Source organism: Leeuwenhoekiella sp. H156, assembly GCF_052218455.1.
Classification (GTDB): Bacteria; Bacteroidota; Bacteroidia; order Flavobacteriales; family Flavobacteriaceae; genus Leeuwenhoekiella; species Leeuwenhoekiella parthenopeia.
Genome location: NZ_CP197499.1, coordinates 665,878 through 682,823, shown reverse-complemented (window position 1 = coordinate 682,823; position 16,946 = coordinate 665,878). Strand labels below are relative to the sequence as shown.

Here is a 16,946-nt window from a genome sequence, read left to right as displayed (position 1 = left end):
AAACCTTATTTTTTAATGTATTACGTAAGATAATGTGGTGTATATAACGCAAAAAGAGCCTGACAGCGTCAGACTCTTTCATTTTATCTCAGGATTTTATCCTGAATAATACATTGGATATATTTAAAAATTATACCCGTACGTGGCCATTACCATATACATAGTACTTATTTGTCACCAGTTGCTTTAAACCAAGCGGACCTCTGTGGTGTAACTTGTCTGTACTAATAGCCAGTTCGGCACCTACGCCCATTTGCCCACCATCCGTAAATCGCGTTGAGGCGTTGTGGTACACCGCTGCAGTGTCTATATTTTCCATAAATATCTGGGCTACACTGGCATTTTCTGTTAAAATGGCGCTCGAATGACCACCACTATAGGTGTTGATTTTGGTTATGGCTTCATCCATACTTTCTACAGCACCTAATACAATTTTCATTGCCAAAAATTCTTCATACCAGGTATCTTCGTTAGGGATCACACTGGTTGTGCTGAGTACTTCTTTAGATTTAGGATCTGCCAAAACTTCAACACCTTTGCTTTCGAGAATATCTTTCAATTCTTTAATACGTGACTCGTAGTTTGGTAGATTTTTATCTACTAAAACTTTATCCAAAGCATTACAACCGGAAATTTTATCGGTTTTTGCATTTATGATCACTTCCACTGTTTTTTTCCAGTCAGCTTCGGGATGTACATATAGGAAATTATTTCCTCTACCACTTACAAGAACTGCGCACTGAGCGTGTTGTTTTACAAAAGCAATCAATCTTTCGCCACCGCGTGGTACGATAAGGTCGAGGGGCTGATCGGGATTTCTCAGGAATTCCTGAGTTTCTTCCCTGTTGAGTTGTAACATGGTAATCCAATCTTCGCTCAGATTATTTTCGCGAAGCGCCTGTTTCCAGCAATCTACAAGAACTATATTACTATTATAGGCCTCTTTCCCGCCTTTAAGTAAAATCTTGTTATTTGCTTTAAATGCCAGTACGGCGGCTTCTATGGTTACATCAGGTCTGGATTCATAAATTATCAATATGGTTCCGAAAGGAGCCGTTTTGTTGATAATATTCAACCCGCTATCTAAAGTTACATTAGATATTTCCTGACTTACCGGATCATCCTGATTACGTACCTCCTGTATCGCCTGAATCATTCCAGCGATTTTCTTGTCGTTTACCACCAGACGATCGTAAAGCGCCTGATCATCACGATTAAAGGCCTCAAGATCTTTCTTATTGGCTTCTAATATTTCGTCTCGACGCTGATCTATAATGCTGATCATCGAGTCAAGTACTTTATTTTTTATATCTGTATTTAGTAATTGCATATTTTTATTTTTTAAGATTAGTTTCAGCCAAAGATTTTATCTGGTCTCTGAGAATTTTGTACCAATCTCTTTTCCTTCAAGCAAATCGATAATGACATTAGGTCGTTTACCATTTGCTATATAACAGGTGATATTTTTCCGGGCGGTCTCTTTGGCAATCTTCAATTTAGATTTCATACCGCCGCGGCCTTCACCTTCAGCTTTTCTATTTTCCTGAACGTATTTTTCAACATTTTGCTCAGGATGTACTCTGCTTATTTTTTCCGAATTATCGTCATCAGGGTGTCCTGTGTACAAACCATCTGTGTCTGTAAGAAGTATCAGCGCGTCTGCGTCAATCAATTCGGCCACTAGGCTGGCCAGTTCATCATTGTCTGTAAACATAGACATCGTTAATGATACGGCATCATCTTCATTTGCGATGGGTACAATACCTTCTTCTAACAAACCTTCATAGCAATTGATCATATTTTCCCGGTGTTTTCCCGGAGCAAAATCTCTTTTGGTTGCTAAAAGCTGTGCGCAATGCATACCAAAACTGTTGAATAAAGTATAGTAATGGCGCATCATACGCGGTTGTCCTACCGAAGAAAATATCTGTCTTCGGGTTGAAGGATCATCAGAACTGCATTCTCCCAATACCTCTTTACCTGCAATCGCAGAACCTGAAGATACCAGTACGGGCTGATACCCCTTTTCATACAATTCTGCAATTTGTCTTACGAGTTCGTGAAGTACAGGGCCAACGATTCTGTTGTTCCTGTTCGTCATTACGTTAGTTCCTACTTTTATAACTACGCGTTTTCTTGTTTCCATTTTATTTTTCTTTACCGAGTTCGGTTGCACGGTTAAATGCTGCGTAGGCAGCTTCCTTAATTAATTCTTTTACGTTATTATCTTCCATTGAATCTAAAGCAGCACGTGTTGTACCTCCTTTAGATGCAACCCGATCCATCCATGTTTCCGGTGAAAGGTCAGAATCATTAAATAATGCAACTGCCCCTTCAAAAGTTTGCGATACCAATACTTTAGAATCGTTGCTTGAAAAGCCCATTTTTAAAGCAGCTTCAAGCATGGATTGCATAAAGTAAAAGATGTATGCGGGTCCACTTCCCGAAATTCCGGTTGATGCATCAATAAAATTTTCGGTTTCCACATGTATTGAAGCACCTGTGGTGTCCAGAAGACTGCGTACGGTAAGTAATTCAATACGACTTACTTCTTCAGATTCGGTAAAGGAAGTCACACCTTTTCCTACTTTCGCAGGTAAATTTGGCATTGTACGTATTACTTTCTTAATGTCTAAACCATCCTGAATGGTTTTTATAGTTACCCCGGCCATCAACGAAACGAAAACCTGCTCCTGATTAACATAGGGTTTTATAGATTCAAAAAGCGACTCTTTATGATAAGGCTTAACAGCCAAAAATATAACGTCTGCCTTTGGAACACAATCTTCTACACTATCATAGGCATCGAATTGCGCCATGGTTGATAAGGCTTCTGTTTTTTGTGGGGAGACATCAAAAATCATGAGCTTACGTTTTCCTAAAAATGGCGATGACGCCATACCTTCAGCGTACGTGAGTCCCATGTTGCCTGCACCCAATACTAATACTTTCATTAGATAAGTTTTAATTAATTAGTTCGCCCTTTTTAGTGCAAGGATCATGCGAGACTCAAAAATTTGGGCAAGGAACTTTTTTTCACAGTCTGAATATGCTGTTAGGTCTTGTATAGCGTTGCTTGAGGTGGTTTTGCTAATGATATGTTAAAAATAGAGTAGAAAATCAACATTGCGATTTTGACAGTTTCCGTATGCAAAACTGTAGTTATGTCAGTTATTGACCTGATTTGGCTTACCAATATCTACTATTTAGAATGAAGTTTTATTATTTTGGGATATAAATAAGTGATTTTCAGAAATGTATAATCACAAAAAAAGGAGCCAATCGGCTCCTTTAACTATGAAATTGTGCAAAAGATTAATCTCTTCTACGGTCTTTATTTCGGTTGTTATCCCGGCTGCCACGATTATCACGAGATCCGCGATCTTTATTCTCGGGGCGGGGAGCACGCTCTTTATAACCTTCCGGTTTTTCGAGCAGGGCTTTACGCGATACTTTTTCCTTTTTAGTTCTGGAGTCGAGACCGAAGTATTTTACTTCAAATACGTCACCCATGTTTACCACGTCACTTACGTTTTCAGTACGTTCCCAGGCTAATTCAGATACGTGTAACAATACTTCGTTACCCGGAGCATCCAGATATTCTACCACAGCACCAAAATCAAGCATCTTGATAACTTTTACTTTGTAGCTGTTGCCTACTACGGGTTTAAAAGTGATCGAGTCGATCTTAGCAAGAACCGCATTGATACCTTCCTGACCGTTACCCAGAATTTCCACGATACCTTCTTCGGTTACCGGATCTTCGTTGATAACGATGGTGGTTTTGGTTTCTTTTTGCAATTCCTGAATTACTTTACCTCCAGGTCCTATAAGCGCACCAATATATTCATTGGCAATGCGGGTAGTAACCATTTTAGGAGCGTATTCCTTCACGTCTTCGCGAGGCTCTGCAATGGTATCGGTAAGTTTTTCAAGGATGTGTAGACGACCTTCACGAGCCTGTTTTAAGGCTTTTACCAGAATTTCGTAAGAAAGACCTTTTACTTTAATATCCATCTGGCAAGCGGTAATACCATCTGCCGTACCGGTTACTTTAAAGTCCATATCTCCCAGGTGGTCTTCATCACCTAAAATGTCTGAAAGTACTGCGTATTTACCGCTGTCTCCATCAGAAATAAGACCCATAGCAATACCGGAAACCGGTTTTTTAAGCTGAACACCGGCATCCATAAGTGCCATAGTACCGGCACAAACGGTTGCCATAGAAGATGAACCGTTAGATTCCAGTACTTCTGAAACTACACGTACAGTATACGGGCAATCTGCAGGAATCATACCTTTTAGAGCACGCTGTGCCAGGTTACCGTGACCTACCTCACGACGTGAAGTTCCACGAATTGGGCGGGCTTCACCGGTTGAGAAAGGAGGGAAGTTATAATGCAGATAGAATTTTTCTTCACCTTCAAAAGAAGGCATATCAATCTGGTTGGCCTCTCTTGAGGTACCTAAAGTTACCGTCGCAAGAGCCTGAGTTTCCCCACGGGTAAAGATTGACGAACCGTGTACTGAAGGTAAATAATCTACCTCGCACCAGATAGGACGTATCTCTGTAGTTTTACGACCGTCTAAACGAAGTCCGTCGTTAAGGGTAAGGTCTCTAACTGCGGCTTTTTCGGCCTTATAGAAGTATTTAGAAACAAGTGAACCGAAATCTTCAAGCTCTTCTTCAGAAAAGGTTGCGATTACTTCTTCTTTAATTTGTTGGAATGCAGCACTGCGTTCGTGTTTTGCAGAACCGGCTTTAGCAACTTGATATACTTTGTCGTATACCAAATCACGCACCTTTTTCTCAAGATCTGCATCTTCGCGCTCAGGCTCGTACTCACGTGTTGCTTTTTTACCAAATGCTTCCGCAAGACGTACCTGTGCAGCACACTGAACTTTGATAGCTTCGTGAGCGGCTTTGATAGCCTCGGTCATTTCTTCTTCAGAAATTTCGTTCATTTCGCCTTCAACCATCATTACAGAATCAGCTGAAGCGCCAATTACCATATCGATATCAGATTCTTCCAATTGCTTGCGTGAAGGGTTGATGATAAATTCACCGTTAATACGACCTACGCGCACCTCAGAAATTGGGCACTCAAAAGGAAAATCAGAGAGTTGAATGGCTGCAGATGCGGCAAGACCTGCCATAGCATCTGGCATAACCTCCTCGTCGTGAGACATCAGCTGAATCATCACCTGAGTTTCTGCGTGATAATCTTTAGGGAAAAGCGGACGCAACACACGGTCAACAAGACGCATGGTTAGCACCTCGCCATCGCTGGGGCGTGCTTCTCTTTTAAAGAAACCGCCGGGGTAACGACCCGCTGCAGCAAATTTTTCGCGATAATCTACGGTTAAAGGTAGAAAATCTACATCGCTTTGTTGGTAATTAGACACTACAGTACATAATAGCATGCATTTACCAGATTGCACTACTACAGAACCGTGGGCCTGTTTTGCAAGTTTTCCGGTTTCGATAGTAATTTCTCTACCGTCACCAAGGTCAATGACCTCTTTAAAAGTCTTTGGAATCATAAATTTGATTTTTCATCTGCACCTCCAGGAGATGCGGTTAAACATAAGCCGTTAACCATCAAGGTTAAAGGCAAGGTCTGTTGTGTTGTGTGTAGTGTTTGACCAATGAAAAACCCAAGGATAGCTTTCTTTGCCCTTACGGGACTTCTTTACCGCCTGAGCGGCTTTTTAACGCTGTCCTGTTGTTGTGTGTGACGGGACAGGAAAAAATAAAAGGGGCTGTAAAACAGCCCCTTTATGAGAATTATTTTCTTAAACCTAATTCTTTAATAATAGCACGATATCTGTTGATATCTTTCTTAGTTAAATAGTCTAGTAATGCTCTACGCTTACCTACTAATTTCACCAAAGAACGCTCAGTATTAAAATCTTTACGGTTATTCTTTAAGTGTTCGGTTAAGTGGTTGATGCGGAATGTGAACAACGCAATCTGTCCCTCAGCAGAACCGGTATCGTTCTTGTCTTTACCGTAGGTGCTGAAAATTTCATCTTTTTTGTCTTGTGTAAGATACATGCCAATATTGTTTAAATAGTTTTTATGTATAACAGGTTTTTCCTGTTGAGCCGGCGAAGATACAATTAATTTTGATAAGTAAAGGGGTTTTTTACTGCCAAAAAATTGAAGCTGTCAGGGCTTTATTAATTTCTAACAGGCTGATTTAAAATTAAATCAAGATACAGGTTAACCTTTGCTTTCAGCTCTTTACGATGCGCGATGAAATCTAGGAAGCCGTGTTCTTTTAAAAATTCTGCGGTCTGAAAATCTTCAGGGAGTTCCTGTCCGGTTGTATCGCGAACCACACGTGGTCCTGCAAAACCTATTAAGGCTCCCGGTTCTGAAATATTAATGTCTCCCAGCATCGCAAAAGAAGCGGTTGTACCACCGGTGGTAGGGTCTGTACATAACGAGATGTACGGTATTTTAGCTTCCGCCAGTTGAGCCAGTTTAGCAGAGGTCTTGGCCAGCTGCATTAACGAAAGTGCAGCTTCCATCATACGGGCACCACCAGATTTTGAAATAATGAGTAAAGGCACATTGTTTTTAAGGGAATAATCTGCCGCACGGGCAATTTTTTCGCCCACAACAGAACCCATAGAACCTCCAATAAATTTAAAATCCATTGCAGCCACGACCAGGTCTTTGCCCATACTTTTACCTACAGCCGTGCGTACCGCATCTTTAAGACCGGTTTTGCTTTCGGCCTCTTTGAGACGATCTACATATTTTTTTGTATCCTCAAAATTTAAGGGATCTTTTGAAGTAAGGTTTTTATCAAGTTCTTTGTACTTGCCTTCGTCAAAAAGAATGGAAAAATACTCTTCACTGCCTATGCGTACGTGATAATCATCCTCGGGACTCACATAAAAGTTCTTTGCAAGTTCTTCTGAGTCGATAATTTTCCCGGTGGGAGATTTGTACCAAAGACCTTTTGGGACGTCTTTTTTATTTTCGGTAGCCGTTTGTATACCTTTTTCTTTCCGTTTAAACCAAGCCATAAATGTGTGCTTTTAAATTTGTAAGCCTTGAGTTTACCTGCTTTTAAGGCAGATTGTAAGGGTGAAAAACCCCGAAATTTAAAACTCCGGGGTTTTTTAAGTTTTTCGCAAAGCGAAAATTATAAAGTATTTACGTTGTTAAGATCTTCAAAGGCTTTTTCAAGACGTGCGATGAATGATTCTTCCCCTTTGCGTAACCAGACGCGAGGATCGTAATATTTTTTATTAGGACTATCCTCTCCGGAAGGGTTACCTATTTGCCCCTGCAAATAATCTGCATTGGCATCAAAGTATTTACGAATACCTTCGGTAAATGCCCATTGCAAATCGGTATCGATATTCATTTTGATTACACCGTATCCAATAGCTTCACGAATTTCTTCAACAGTAGAACCGCTTCCGCCGTGGAATACAAAGTCAATGGTGTTTTTAGCCACTCCGTATTTTTCAGAAATATATTCCTGAGAGTTTTTAAGGATTTTTGGAGTAAGCTTAACGTTACCGGGCTTATAAACCCCGTGTACGTTACCAAAAGCTGCAGCGATAGTGAACTGGTCGCTCACTTTGCTCAACTCTTCATAAGCATAAGCTACCTCTTCTGGCTGCGTATATAATTTTGAAGCATCAACATCTGAATTGTCAACACCGTCTTCTTCACCACCGGTAATACCGAGTTCGATTTCAAGAGTCATATCCATCTTGCTCATGCGCTCCAGATATTTTTTGCAAAGCTCGATGTTTTCTTCGATAGGTTCTTCGCTCAGGTCAATCATATGTGAACTGAAAAGGGAGTGGCCATGTTCTTTATAATGCTTTTCTGAAGCATCTAGCAAACCATCAATCCAGGGGAGCAGATTTTTAGCACAGTGATCGGTGTGTAAAATTACCGTTGCTCCATAGCGTTTTGCCATTTCGTGTACGTGTAATGCACCGGCTATACCTCCTGCAATGGCAGCCTGCTGGTCTTTGTTTGAATAACCTTTACCGGCATTAAACTGCGCACCTCCGTTAGAAAACTGAAGAATAACAGGAGCATTTAATTTTGCTGCAGTCTCTAATACGCCGTTGATGGTGTTAGAGCCGATTACGTTAACCGCGGGTAATGCATAACCGTTTTCTTTAGCGTGTTTAAAAATTGCCTGAACTTCTTTTCCGGTTGCAACTCCCGGTTTGATCGTATGACTCATAAAATTTTGGTTTCTTAGATTAGTGTGCAAAATTAATAAAATATTAGGGGTTATCCCATTCTATTTTAGAAAGGATAATTTATACCTACGTTAAATACGGCATTATTGAGGTTGGTGTTTTTAAACCAGCGTTCGCCCAAAGGTAGCGCAGGATCGTAAGTCTTAAAGCCTATATCGAAACGAATTACGAAAAAGCTAAAGTCATATCTAAAGCCAAAACCTGTACCGACTGCTATATCCTGAAGACTGGAGAGCCCTGTAAACGTGGCCTGCGGGTCGTCAACATTATCTAAAGCATTCCAGATGTTTCCCACATCGGTAAATACCGCGCCTTTTAAATCGCCAAATATTTTAAAGCGCTGCTCCACATTAAAGGCCAGCTTCATGTTTGCCTCATTAAAATCGTTAGGACTGTCTGTGCTACCCGGTCCCAGACGGTATGCCTGCCAGGCGCGGTTATCGTTAGACCCGCCACCAAAAAAACTGCGAATAAACGGGATGCTGCTTGAGTTTCCGTACGGGATAGCGATACCGCCATAGGCTCTCACTGCGAGAATGTTGTCGTTGCCAAAATCCCAGTGTTTAATAAAGTCCAGTTCGGTTTTAACGTATTGCGAGAAGCGTACTCCTAAAACCCGGGATGAACCATTCTCGTTTTTAGGTAAACCTATTAAATCGCTTAGTCCGCTAAGCGTATTACCGGCCAATTCCAGTTTTGCCCTGAAACTCGAGAACTCATCGTCAAAAAGTGTTTCTCGCGTATTTTTAAAATACGTAAAGGATGTCGCTAAGATGAGGTTGTCTTCTGTAAGACGTCTTCTGCGCTCTTCAATATTTACGACATCATTAAACTCGGTGTTAGTCACCGTAAGATTGCGGTTTCTCACGTCGTTGATGAATGCGAGGCTGCCATCGGGAATGGTTAGATCACCATTTTCATTGATGTAATCCTGAGTTTGGGCAGGGTAATTCAGGGCGATATCGTTGAGCTCATTATAGGAGTTCTCATAAACCCTGAAATAGTTAGACACGTTGAGATTGCGTATGTACTGTATGTCAAAAAGGTCAAAGCGGTAATTGAGTTTTGCTGAAGGTGACCATTTATAATTGATGCCACCGGTGACGTTTTGCTTGTCAAGACCTATGTTTTGCTGTATGCCAATACCCGTTGTAAAACTGGTAGAGGGTGACATCTCGGGCGTAATGAAAGCCGTGCGAATGGGGAAAAAGATGCGTGGAATCGTAAGGCTCACATCTGCGCCTATTTCGGTGATGTCAAAAAGCTCAGGGCTGTTGCTTCCTGCCGCCGTACGCGAGTCGCCAATACTCGCACGACCCGAAATCTGCAGGGTTTCCATTCCGCCTAAAACATTACGAATGCGTAATGATCCCCCGCCTGCTATACCAAAACGCTGAATGTTTGAAGTCGAAACATCAAAATCAGCTCTAAGATTGAACTTGGGAAGCGGGGTTAGGTACACATTGGCAATGAGATCGGTACCTTCAGGATCGTTAGGATCTTCAGAGTAGCGCAGATCGGGATACCGGAAGGTTCCCAGCTGGCTCAAACGTATTAATGATTTGTTACGCGACTCATCACTATAGGTATCTCCCGGCTCAATAAATATCGCATCGGTAAGATACCTTGGCTTGTAGCGTATTTTATCGTAGGCGTAAAGATGGTAATCGTTAAGTGAAGTACTGTCCTGAATGGTGTTGTTACGTAATGAAAAGCCATAATCTGTCACCACATTCACCCGGCTGATGCGATGTACTTTTAACGGAACCTGATATACCGAGTCCCGGCTGCGAATTTCCCGGTTTTTGATGTACAGCTCCAGGTTTACCTTGTGATTGGTGTTTACCGAGTCTCCAATAAAACTGATGTATTCCCGGTCAAAATAAAACAGGCCATTGTTACGCATCAGGTCTGTAAGACGAGCTGTTTCTGCATTAATATCGAGGAGCTCGTACTGGGAGCCTATTTTTATTTGAGATTCTTTCCTGTGCTTTTGGTAGATCGAGTCTGCCGCCGGAGAATTGATAAAGGTTTTAAGCGAATCTACAAAATAAGGTCTTCCGGTATTTACGGTGTAAACAATCTGTCCTTTTTTTGCGATGCTGTCGCTGTTGATTTTATAACTGGTTTCGGCCTGAAACCAGCCTTTACTGTTGTAATATTCGGTTAGCCGGTTTGCAGATCTTTTGGCCAGATTTTCAGAAATTATGGCGGGTTCTTCACCGAAATTTTTAATCGCTCTGTTGAAATTAACTCTAAAATCGAGGTATTTATCGAGCTGTTTTCGCGATAGCAAAGCGGTGTAAAACTCCCTTCGGTTTTCATTTTCAATAAAGCGCGCCTGCATGATCGAATCGATATTGGGTCGTGCCCAGTTGTAAATGTGCAAACGTATGGGCGAACCCAGCAAAGGCAGGCGGGTATTGGGCTGCTGGTAGGGTATGTTGTTGATCGAGTAGGAGTCCTCGGGCTCGTCGTTTACAATGATTTCATTTTCGGTAAGCAGGAGTTTCCCGTCGGGAACCCGTTTAACGGCGTTGCAACCTGCTAAAAGAAGCAGAAGAATGAATATAAATCCTATTTTTGCGGGAATTTGTTGCAAGGGCGTTTTTTCAAAATAACTCCAAAAATACACAATAGGCGTGGTTAGCAAAAGCCAAATAAAATTAATAACGAGCCTGGCTCAAAAAAAGTACCGGCAGCAGCATGGTCTTTTTGTGGTTGAGGGTTTAAAGGGGATCGAAGAGTTTTTAGACTCAAGCGCGAGCCTGCATAGTTTGTATGCCTTACCCGGTTATTTTGAGACTGAAAAATCCCGTTTTGAAGTCAGCGATCGGGAACTTAAGAAAATCAGTTTTTTGAAAACGCCTCAAAAAGCTCTGGCGGTATTTCACATACCCGAAGCAGGTGAGGAGCTTAATCAGGGACTTACTCTTGTTCTTGACGAGGTGCGCGATCCGGGAAATCTGGGTACTATAATCAGATATTGCGACTGGTACGGGATTCAAAACGTGGTTTGCTCAAAACAGACGGTAGATTGCTACAATCCCAAGGTGGTGCAGGCGACAATGGGTTCTTTAACCCGGGTTACGATTCATTATAAGGATCTCGAGAACTACCTCAAATCTGCAAAACGCCCGGTTTACGGTGCTTTTATGGAAGGTGCCCCGGTTTACGGGCAGCCTTTACCTGAGGATGCAATTTTGGTTTTGGGAAATGAAGCCAATGGCATTTCTAAAGAAGTTGAAGCTCTGGTTCAGCATAAAATAGCAATCCCGCGCTTTGGTATCCATGAAACCGAAAGTCTTAACGTAGCCGTCGCAGGGGCTATTTTAGTAAGTGAATTTAAGCGTGGCTTAACGGCTACTTAATCGCACAAATACGCAGACGCTTGTAATCTGCATAAAAATGGCCTTCTTTAAAAAGCACAGGACGCAGCTGTTCCTGAACCTGTTGCTTTATTTTTAATGCTTCTTCCTGTGGGATGTCGTTAAAATACTTTCCGCCAAACATATCAAGCCAGTCTACAATTCCGTTTTCGGGATCCTGAAGTTTTGTGGGTCTGTCGTAAAGGTGTGCAAAGGTGACTTTAAAGCCGCGCTGTTCCAAAAAATGACAGTATGTACCCAGCTTGGGGAAATACCAGTTGGTGATTCGGGATTGTTTGGTATAACCGTGTTCTTTAAGAGTTGTACTCAGCGCTGTGATAATGCTGCTGATGTTGCCGTTGCCGCCCATTTCCAGCAGCAGTCTTCCGTCTGGCTTGAGGTTGCTGTACATACACGAGATTACAGCTTCAGGATTCAAAATCCAGTGCAGGGTTGCATTGCTGAAAATCGCGTCGTAAGGCTGTGAGTCGATAAAACTTTCGCCTTTGGCTTTAATAAATTTTATGTTGGGGAATTTGGCCTTTGCCGCCTCAATCATTTTTTCTGAAGCATCAAGCCCCACCAGTTCGGCGCCACTTTCTGCAATTGCCGCGGTGAGTTCGCCCGTACCACAACCCAAATCGAGAATGCGCTCTCCGGCCTGTGGATTGAGCATGCTCAGGAGGTCTTTGCCGTAATTAAAAACAAAGCCGTGTTTTTCTCTATATAAATCGGTCTGCCACATTATTGAAAGGTAAAGTTTAAAAAGATGCCCCGCGATTGCATGACTTCAATGTTTGAAGTGTACAGGCTGTTAGGATCTTCGTCGCGTACCAGCTCGTCGCTGAGTGCAAAAACCCCGCGGATACTGGGTGAAAATTTAAAATAGGGCAGGTATAAATCGATACCAAAGCCTACTTCATAATAAAATGTATTGTTAGTCATACGAAATTGCCCCGCGCTGTTATCATCCGGGTTTTTTTCGTTGCTCGAAAGGTTGTAAGAGTAGCTGAATCCTCCCACTACAAAGGGCTTGAAATTATTTAGCCTTTTGGTCGAAAACTTTAAAAGTAGGGGGATGTGAATGTAGGTGGAATTGAGTTCCCGCAAGCGGTCATTGTCTTCTCCCGGAATATCTGTAAAAATCAGATTTCGGGCGTTATAGACGAGGCCGGGTTCTAGTCGTAAGTCCAGATAATCATTGATGCGCTTATTGCCCAGCAAACCCACATTGAAGCCATAGCTTTGCTCCACAAAAACATCGGGCCGCTGTTCCTTATAGTCAAAGTTAAAGTCGTAGCGGTTAATCCCGAAAAAATAACCCCAGCTCCACGGTTTTTTGTCAAAATTCTCATCGTTGAGCACCCGTTCACGCGTAAGAAACTGCGCCTGAAGCGCGGGAAAAAGCGAAATTGTAAATAAAACCGAAAGTATTAACCTGCGCATAAATTTATTTTGATGCTGTGTAAATGGTAGCCACCCCAAAGGTTTGCGGGTGATCTTCAACATTAGTAAACCCAATTTTGCGCAAAATATTGTTAAGTCGCTCTCCGTAAGGGAAAACCGATGCACTCTCGCTCAAATAGGCGTATGCATCACGATCTTTAGAAAAGACACGGCCAATTAAGGGTAGAATTCTTCGGGAATACAGGTTATAGCCTTGCTTAAAAGGCGTTTTTGTAGGCACCGAAGTTTCCAGAATGACAAAAATCCCTCCGGGTTTGAGCACGCGTAAAATTTCGGCAAGACCTTTTTCGAGGGTCTCAAAATTCCGAATACCAAATGCGACCGTGATCGCATCAAAATGATGGTCTTCAAACGGAAGGTTTTCAGAATCGCCCTGCACCATTTCGATCTGTGCATCGAGGCCTTTTTGTTTGATTTTGGCTTTGCCCACATTAAGCATCCCGGCAGAAATATCAAGACCAATGATTTCTTTTGCTCCGGTTTTGACCAGATTTATGGCCAGATCTCCGGTACCTGTGGCTACATCCAGAACACGCTGGGGTTTTGTATCACCCACGAGTTTAACTACTTTCTTGCGCCATTTAACATCAATGCCAAAAGAAATAACCCGATTCAGCCCGTCATACTCGCCCGAAATGGTGTCAAACATCTTCTCAACCTGTTGGCGCTTGGTCTGGTCAGAATTTTTGTAAGGATTTATATTGCCGCTCATCGCTGATTTTTTAGCAAATATAGTATTTGTCACCAGATGCTCCCGTTGACATTTCGATTTAAAGCGTTTAGAATTTTTGCAGACTTCTTAAATTTTCTAGGGATACTTATGAAAAATGTATCTTTGCCTCAACTTACCTGCTAGCGGGTTGAAAAATAAGAGGCTAGTCTCAATTAAAATCCGTTTTCATGAGTCTTAATCATTACTTATGGCCCGGTATTTTTTTAGATTTTAACCAGTACTATGAAGATTGTTATTGCCGGAGCCGGTGAAGTAGGATTTCATTTGGCTAAACTTCTTTCTTTTGAATCTCAGGATATCACATTGATCGATGTAGATAAAGAAAGTATTGCCTATGCAGATACGCATCTTGATATCAGGACCATACGTGGCGATTCTACGTCTATTCAGACCTTGAAGGATGCCCGAATTGAAAATACCGATCTCATCATTGCGGTTACTGCCAGTGAAACCACAAACATTACCGTTTGTGTTTTGGCAAAACAAATGGGGGCCAAGCGCACCATTGCGCGTATCTCAAATACCGAGTTTATAGAGAATCAGGAAGTTGCCGGATTTAAGAAATTTGGTATTGATGAACTCATTTCGCCCGAAAGTCTTGCTGCGGCAGAAATTGAATTGCTGCTGAGTCAGTCTGCCTTTAACGACAGTTATGAGTTTGAAGAAGGAGCCTTAACGATGGTTGGGACTTCCCTGAGTCGTACTGCCTCATTTGTAGGTAAAAGCGTCAAGGAAGCGGCCCGTATTTTTCCCGAACTGCATTTTATGCCTATCGCCATTCAGCGTGAAGGTACACAGTACACCCTGATTCCACGGGGAGACACCATTTTTAAAGAAGGTGACCAGGTGTATTTTATGACGGTAAAAGGAGGGGTTGAAGAAATTTACAAACTTACCGGGCAGGTACACGAGGATATTAAAAATGTGATGATTTTAGGCGGAAGTAAAATAGGATTCAAGACCGCCCGCGATCTGTGTTCAGACAGTTTCAACGTTAAACTGGTTGAGAAGGATAATGATAAGGCTTTTGATATTGCCGAAAAATTACCCAAGGCCCTCGTCATTAACGGTGATGGAAGAAATGTAGAGTTGCTCGAAGAAGAGAATATCTACGATATGGATGCCTTTATCGCGGTAACCGGTAACAGCGAGACCAATATTATGTCTTGTCTGGTAGCCAAATCAAAAGGGGTTAAAAAAACCATTGCCCTGGTTGAGAATATGGATTATTTTCAGCTTTCGCACAGCATCGGTATTGATACCCTGATCAATAAAAAATTACTCGCGGCCAATAATATTTTCAGATACATCAGAAAAGGTGATGTCGTCGCGATGACCAAACTCAATAATATGAATGCCGAGTTGCTCGAGTTTATCGCCAAGCCCAATTCTAAGGTGATAGGCAAACGCATCAAAGACCTCGACTTCCCCAGATCTGCTACCATTGGAGGAATCGTACGTGACGGAGTGGGAATTATTGCTTTGGGCGAAAATAAAATACAGGTAGGTGACCGCATTGTGGTATGCTGCCTGCTGCGCTCTATCAACAAAGTCGAACGTATGTTTATCTAATGCCAAACAGAGTCAGACTCAATTACCGTATAATTTTTCACCTGATGGGCCTGTTGCTGCTTTTTAATGGCGGCTTTATGCTCATATCGGCTATTGTAGGCTATTTCTACGATGATGTTTCGGTAGCTCTGGGTATTATTTCTGCCGGACTTATAACCATTTTTGTAGGTCTGGTGTTTATGTTTTTTACCCGGGACCACAAAAAAGAGATTCAGAAGCGGGAGGGCTATATAGTCGTAACATTTGGCTGGATTTTTATGTCCCTGAGTGGCTGTCTTCCCTACTTGTTTACCGGTGCTATTCCGTCTATCACTAATGCGTTTTTTGAAACTATAAGCGGATATACCACCACGGGGGCTTCCATCTTAAATGATATAGAAGCCATCCCAAACGGAATTCTGTTTTGGCGCAGCACCACCCATTGGATTGGCGGGATGGGTATTATCGTTCTTGCAATAGCTATTTTACCTTTACTGGGTATAGGCGGAATGCAGCTCTTTGCTGCCGAAGCACCGGGTCCTAACGCCGATAAATTACACCCGCGTATAACCGATACGGCAAAGCGCCTTTGGCTTATTTATTTTGGCTATACCGTGGCTGAGACCATACTGCTTAAACTGGCCGGGATGTCGTTTCTAGATGCCATAAACCATGCCATGAGTACGCTGTCAACAGGTGGTTTTAGTACCAAAAATGCGAGCGTTGCCTATTGGAATGATAACCCGCTGATACAATGGATTATTATTGTCTTTATGTTTTTGGCAGGTACAAACTTCGTGTTGAGTTATTTTGCCTTTAAAGGAAAGCTGCGCAGCGTTTGGAAAGATGAAGAGTTCAAACTTTACTTTTCGTTTATTCTAGGATTCACGGTTCTTATAGTCGCGATCATTATTTTTCGGGCCGATGTTTCGGTCTCCTCTATAGATCATCCTATGGTTCTGGGAAGGTATGAGAGCGCTTTGAGGCACGGCCTGTTCCAGGTGATCTCGGTAATTACCACAACAGGTTTTGTAACTGCCGATTTTACGATGTGGGCGCCTTTTGCCACCATAATTTTCTTTGGATTGATGTTTTTAGGAGGCTCGGCGGGTTCTACTTCGGGTGGAATAAAAGTGGTACGCCATTTAATGATCATTCGTAACGGTTTACTGGAGTTTAAACGCACGCTTCACCCCAATGCCATTTTACCGGTACGTCACAATGGTAAGGCGGTACCTAAAGAAATCGTCTTCAACATTCTGGGCTTTTTTATTCTCTATCTTTTAGCGTGGATAATAGGAGCCTGTGGTTTGGCATCAATGGGGCTTGATTTCCCAACAGCTTTAGGAGGTTCCGCCTCGTCTTTAGGTAACGTGGGACCTGCATTCGGGATCTTAAGTCCCGTGAACAATTTTGATGCGCTTCCGGCAGTAGGGAAGTGGTGGTGTGCCTTTTTAATGCTTATTGGTCGTCTTGAGCTCTTCACTGTTTTGATACTGTTAACGCCGTTCTTTTGGCGTAATCGCTAGTATCGGTTAACTTTACAGAAAAAGAAATTAAATCGGATTCAAAGACCCGTA

The 16,946-nt window shown here is 42.2% G+C and carries 14 protein-coding genes; 3 read left to right on the top strand and 11 right to left on the bottom strand.

All coding sequences use genetic code 11. The annotated features are described in order from the left end of the window. Window positions 1-130: 130 nt before the first annotated feature. The 8 genes from ACSSS3_RS02815 to tamL form a co-directional block, all read right to left on the bottom strand. Window positions 131-1,330 carry a glutamate-5-semialdehyde dehydrogenase gene (locus tag ACSSS3_RS02815; protein ID WP_228229840.1) on the bottom strand — a complete coding sequence of 400 codons (1,200 nt, stop codon included), beginning with the start codon at window positions 1,328-1,330 and terminating at the stop codon, window positions 131-133. A 36-nt stretch (window positions 1,331-1,366) separates the two neighbouring features. Then, window positions 1,367-2,146, bottom strand: a complete 780-nt coding sequence (gene proB / locus ACSSS3_RS02810) for a glutamate 5-kinase (RefSeq protein WP_228229839.1) — start codon at window positions 2,144-2,146, stop codon at window positions 1,367-1,369. 1 nt (window position 2,147) lies between these two features. Further along, a complete protein-coding gene (proC, locus tag ACSSS3_RS02805) occupies window positions 2,148-2,954 on the bottom strand; it encodes a pyrroline-5-carboxylate reductase (RefSeq protein ID WP_228229838.1) in 807 nt (268 codons plus the stop codon). A 361-nt stretch (window positions 2,955-3,315) separates the two neighbouring features. Beyond that, a complete protein-coding gene (locus ACSSS3_RS02800; protein WP_442846367.1) occupies window positions 3,316-5,544 on the bottom strand; it encodes a polyribonucleotide nucleotidyltransferase in 2,229 nt (742 codons plus the stop codon). A 244-nt stretch (window positions 5,545-5,788) separates the two neighbouring features. Further along, the gene (rpsO, locus tag ACSSS3_RS02795) at window positions 5,789-6,058 is read right to left on the bottom strand and encodes a 30S ribosomal protein S15 (protein WP_228229836.1); all 270 of its coding nucleotides are present in this window, start codon (window positions 6,056-6,058) and stop codon (window positions 5,789-5,791) included. Between the two features lie 125 nt (window positions 6,059-6,183). Further along, the gene (gene accD / locus ACSSS3_RS02790) at window positions 6,184-7,041 is read right to left on the bottom strand and encodes an acetyl-CoA carboxylase, carboxyltransferase subunit beta (RefSeq protein ID WP_228229835.1); all 858 of its coding nucleotides are present in this window, start codon (window positions 7,039-7,041) and stop codon (window positions 6,184-6,186) included. Window positions 7,042-7,160: 119 nt separating this feature from the next. Beyond that, window positions 7,161-8,228: a class II fructose-bisphosphate aldolase gene (fbaA, locus tag ACSSS3_RS02785; RefSeq protein WP_442846366.1), complete on the bottom strand. Its 1,068-nt coding sequence runs from the start codon at window positions 8,226-8,228 to the stop codon at window positions 7,161-7,163. A 65-nt stretch (window positions 8,229-8,293) separates the two neighbouring features. Further along, the gene (gene tamL / locus ACSSS3_RS02780) at window positions 8,294-10,882 is read right to left on the bottom strand and encodes a translocation and assembly module lipoprotein TamL (protein ID WP_442846365.1); all 2,589 of its coding nucleotides are present in this window, start codon (window positions 10,880-10,882) and stop codon (window positions 8,294-8,296) included. Between the two features lie 7 nt (window positions 10,883-10,889). Between tamL and ACSSS3_RS02775 the strand changes: the two genes are divergently transcribed. Then, window positions 10,890-11,618 (top strand): TrmH family RNA methyltransferase, encoded by a 729-nt coding sequence (locus ACSSS3_RS02775; RefSeq protein WP_442846364.1) that lies wholly within the window; start codon window positions 10,890-10,892, stop codon window positions 11,616-11,618. Here the strand turns inward: ACSSS3_RS02775 and ACSSS3_RS02770 are convergent. Genes ACSSS3_RS02770 through ubiE form a run of 3 tightly spaced genes read right to left on the bottom strand, consistent with a single transcriptional unit; the run spans window position 11,611 to window position 13,794 of the window. Further along, window positions 11,611-12,360 (bottom strand): class I SAM-dependent methyltransferase, encoded by a 750-nt coding sequence (locus ACSSS3_RS02770; RefSeq protein WP_442846363.1) that lies wholly within the window; start codon window positions 12,358-12,360, stop codon window positions 11,611-11,613. The genes ACSSS3_RS02775 and ACSSS3_RS02770 overlap by 8 nt on opposite strands. Next, window positions 12,360-13,061 (bottom strand): type IX secretion/gliding motility protein PorT/SprT, encoded by a 702-nt coding sequence (porT, locus tag ACSSS3_RS02765; protein ID WP_442846362.1) that lies wholly within the window; start codon window positions 13,059-13,061, stop codon window positions 12,360-12,362. Before porT ends, ACSSS3_RS02770 begins: the two co-directional genes overlap by 1 nt. Window positions 13,062-13,065: 4 nt before the next feature. Further along, window positions 13,066-13,794, bottom strand: coding sequence for a bifunctional demethylmenaquinone methyltransferase/2-methoxy-6-polyprenyl-1,4-benzoquinol methylase UbiE (gene ubiE, locus ACSSS3_RS02760; RefSeq protein WP_228229829.1), 729 nt, complete (start codon window positions 13,792-13,794; stop codon window positions 13,066-13,068). A gap of 243 nt (window positions 13,795-14,037) precedes the next feature. Between ubiE and trkA the strand changes: the two genes are divergently transcribed. After that, window positions 14,038-15,387, top strand: coding sequence for a Trk system potassium transporter TrkA (gene trkA / locus ACSSS3_RS02755; protein WP_228229828.1), 1,350 nt, complete (start codon window positions 14,038-14,040; stop codon window positions 15,385-15,387). Then, entirely contained in the window at window positions 15,387-16,895 is a 1,509-nt protein-coding gene (locus tag ACSSS3_RS02750) for a TrkH family potassium uptake protein (RefSeq protein WP_228229827.1), read from the top strand. The genes trkA and ACSSS3_RS02750 overlap by 1 nt, the downstream gene beginning before the upstream one ends. Window positions 16,896-16,946: the final 51 nt, after the last annotated feature.

Bases quoted from the DNA above. Each gene is read 5' to 3' on its own strand.
- proC (WP_228229838.1), bottom strand. From the start codon at position 2,954: ATGAAAGTATTAGTATTGGGTGCAGGCAACATGGGACTCACGTACGCT.
- ACSSS3_RS02800 (WP_442846367.1), bottom strand. From the start codon at position 5,544: ATGATTCCAAAGACTTTTAAAGAGGTCATTGACCTTGGTGACGGTAGA.
- rpsO (WP_228229836.1), bottom strand. From the start codon at position 6,058: ATGTATCTTACACAAGACAAAAAAGATGAAATTTTCAGCACCTACGGT.
- proB (WP_228229839.1), bottom strand. From the start codon at position 2,146: ATGGAAACAAGAAAACGCGTAGTTATAAAAGTAGGAACTAACGTAATG.
- ACSSS3_RS02770 (WP_442846363.1), bottom strand. From the start codon at position 12,360: ATGTGGCAGACCGATTTATATAGAGAAAAACACGGCTTTGTTTTTAAT.
- porT (WP_442846362.1), bottom strand. From the start codon at position 13,061: ATGCGCAGGTTAATACTTTCGGTTTTATTTACAATTTCGCTTTTTCCC.
- ubiE (WP_228229829.1), bottom strand. From the start codon at position 13,794: ATGAGCGGCAATATAAATCCTTACAAAAATTCTGACCAGACCAAGCGC.
- accD (WP_228229835.1), bottom strand. From the start codon at position 7,041: ATGGCTTGGTTTAAACGGAAAGAAAAAGGTATACAAACGGCTACCGAA.
- fbaA (WP_442846366.1), bottom strand. From the start codon at position 8,228: ATGAGTCATACGATCAAACCGGGAGTTGCAACCGGAAAAGAAGTTCAG.
- ACSSS3_RS02815 (WP_228229840.1), bottom strand. From the start codon at position 1,330: ATGCAATTACTAAATACAGATATAAAAAATAAAGTACTTGACTCGATG.
- trkA (WP_228229828.1), top strand. From the start codon at position 14,038: ATGAAGATTGTTATTGCCGGAGCCGGTGAAGTAGGATTTCATTTGGCT.
- ACSSS3_RS02750 (WP_228229827.1), top strand. From the start codon at position 15,387: ATGCCAAACAGAGTCAGACTCAATTACCGTATAATTTTTCACCTGATG.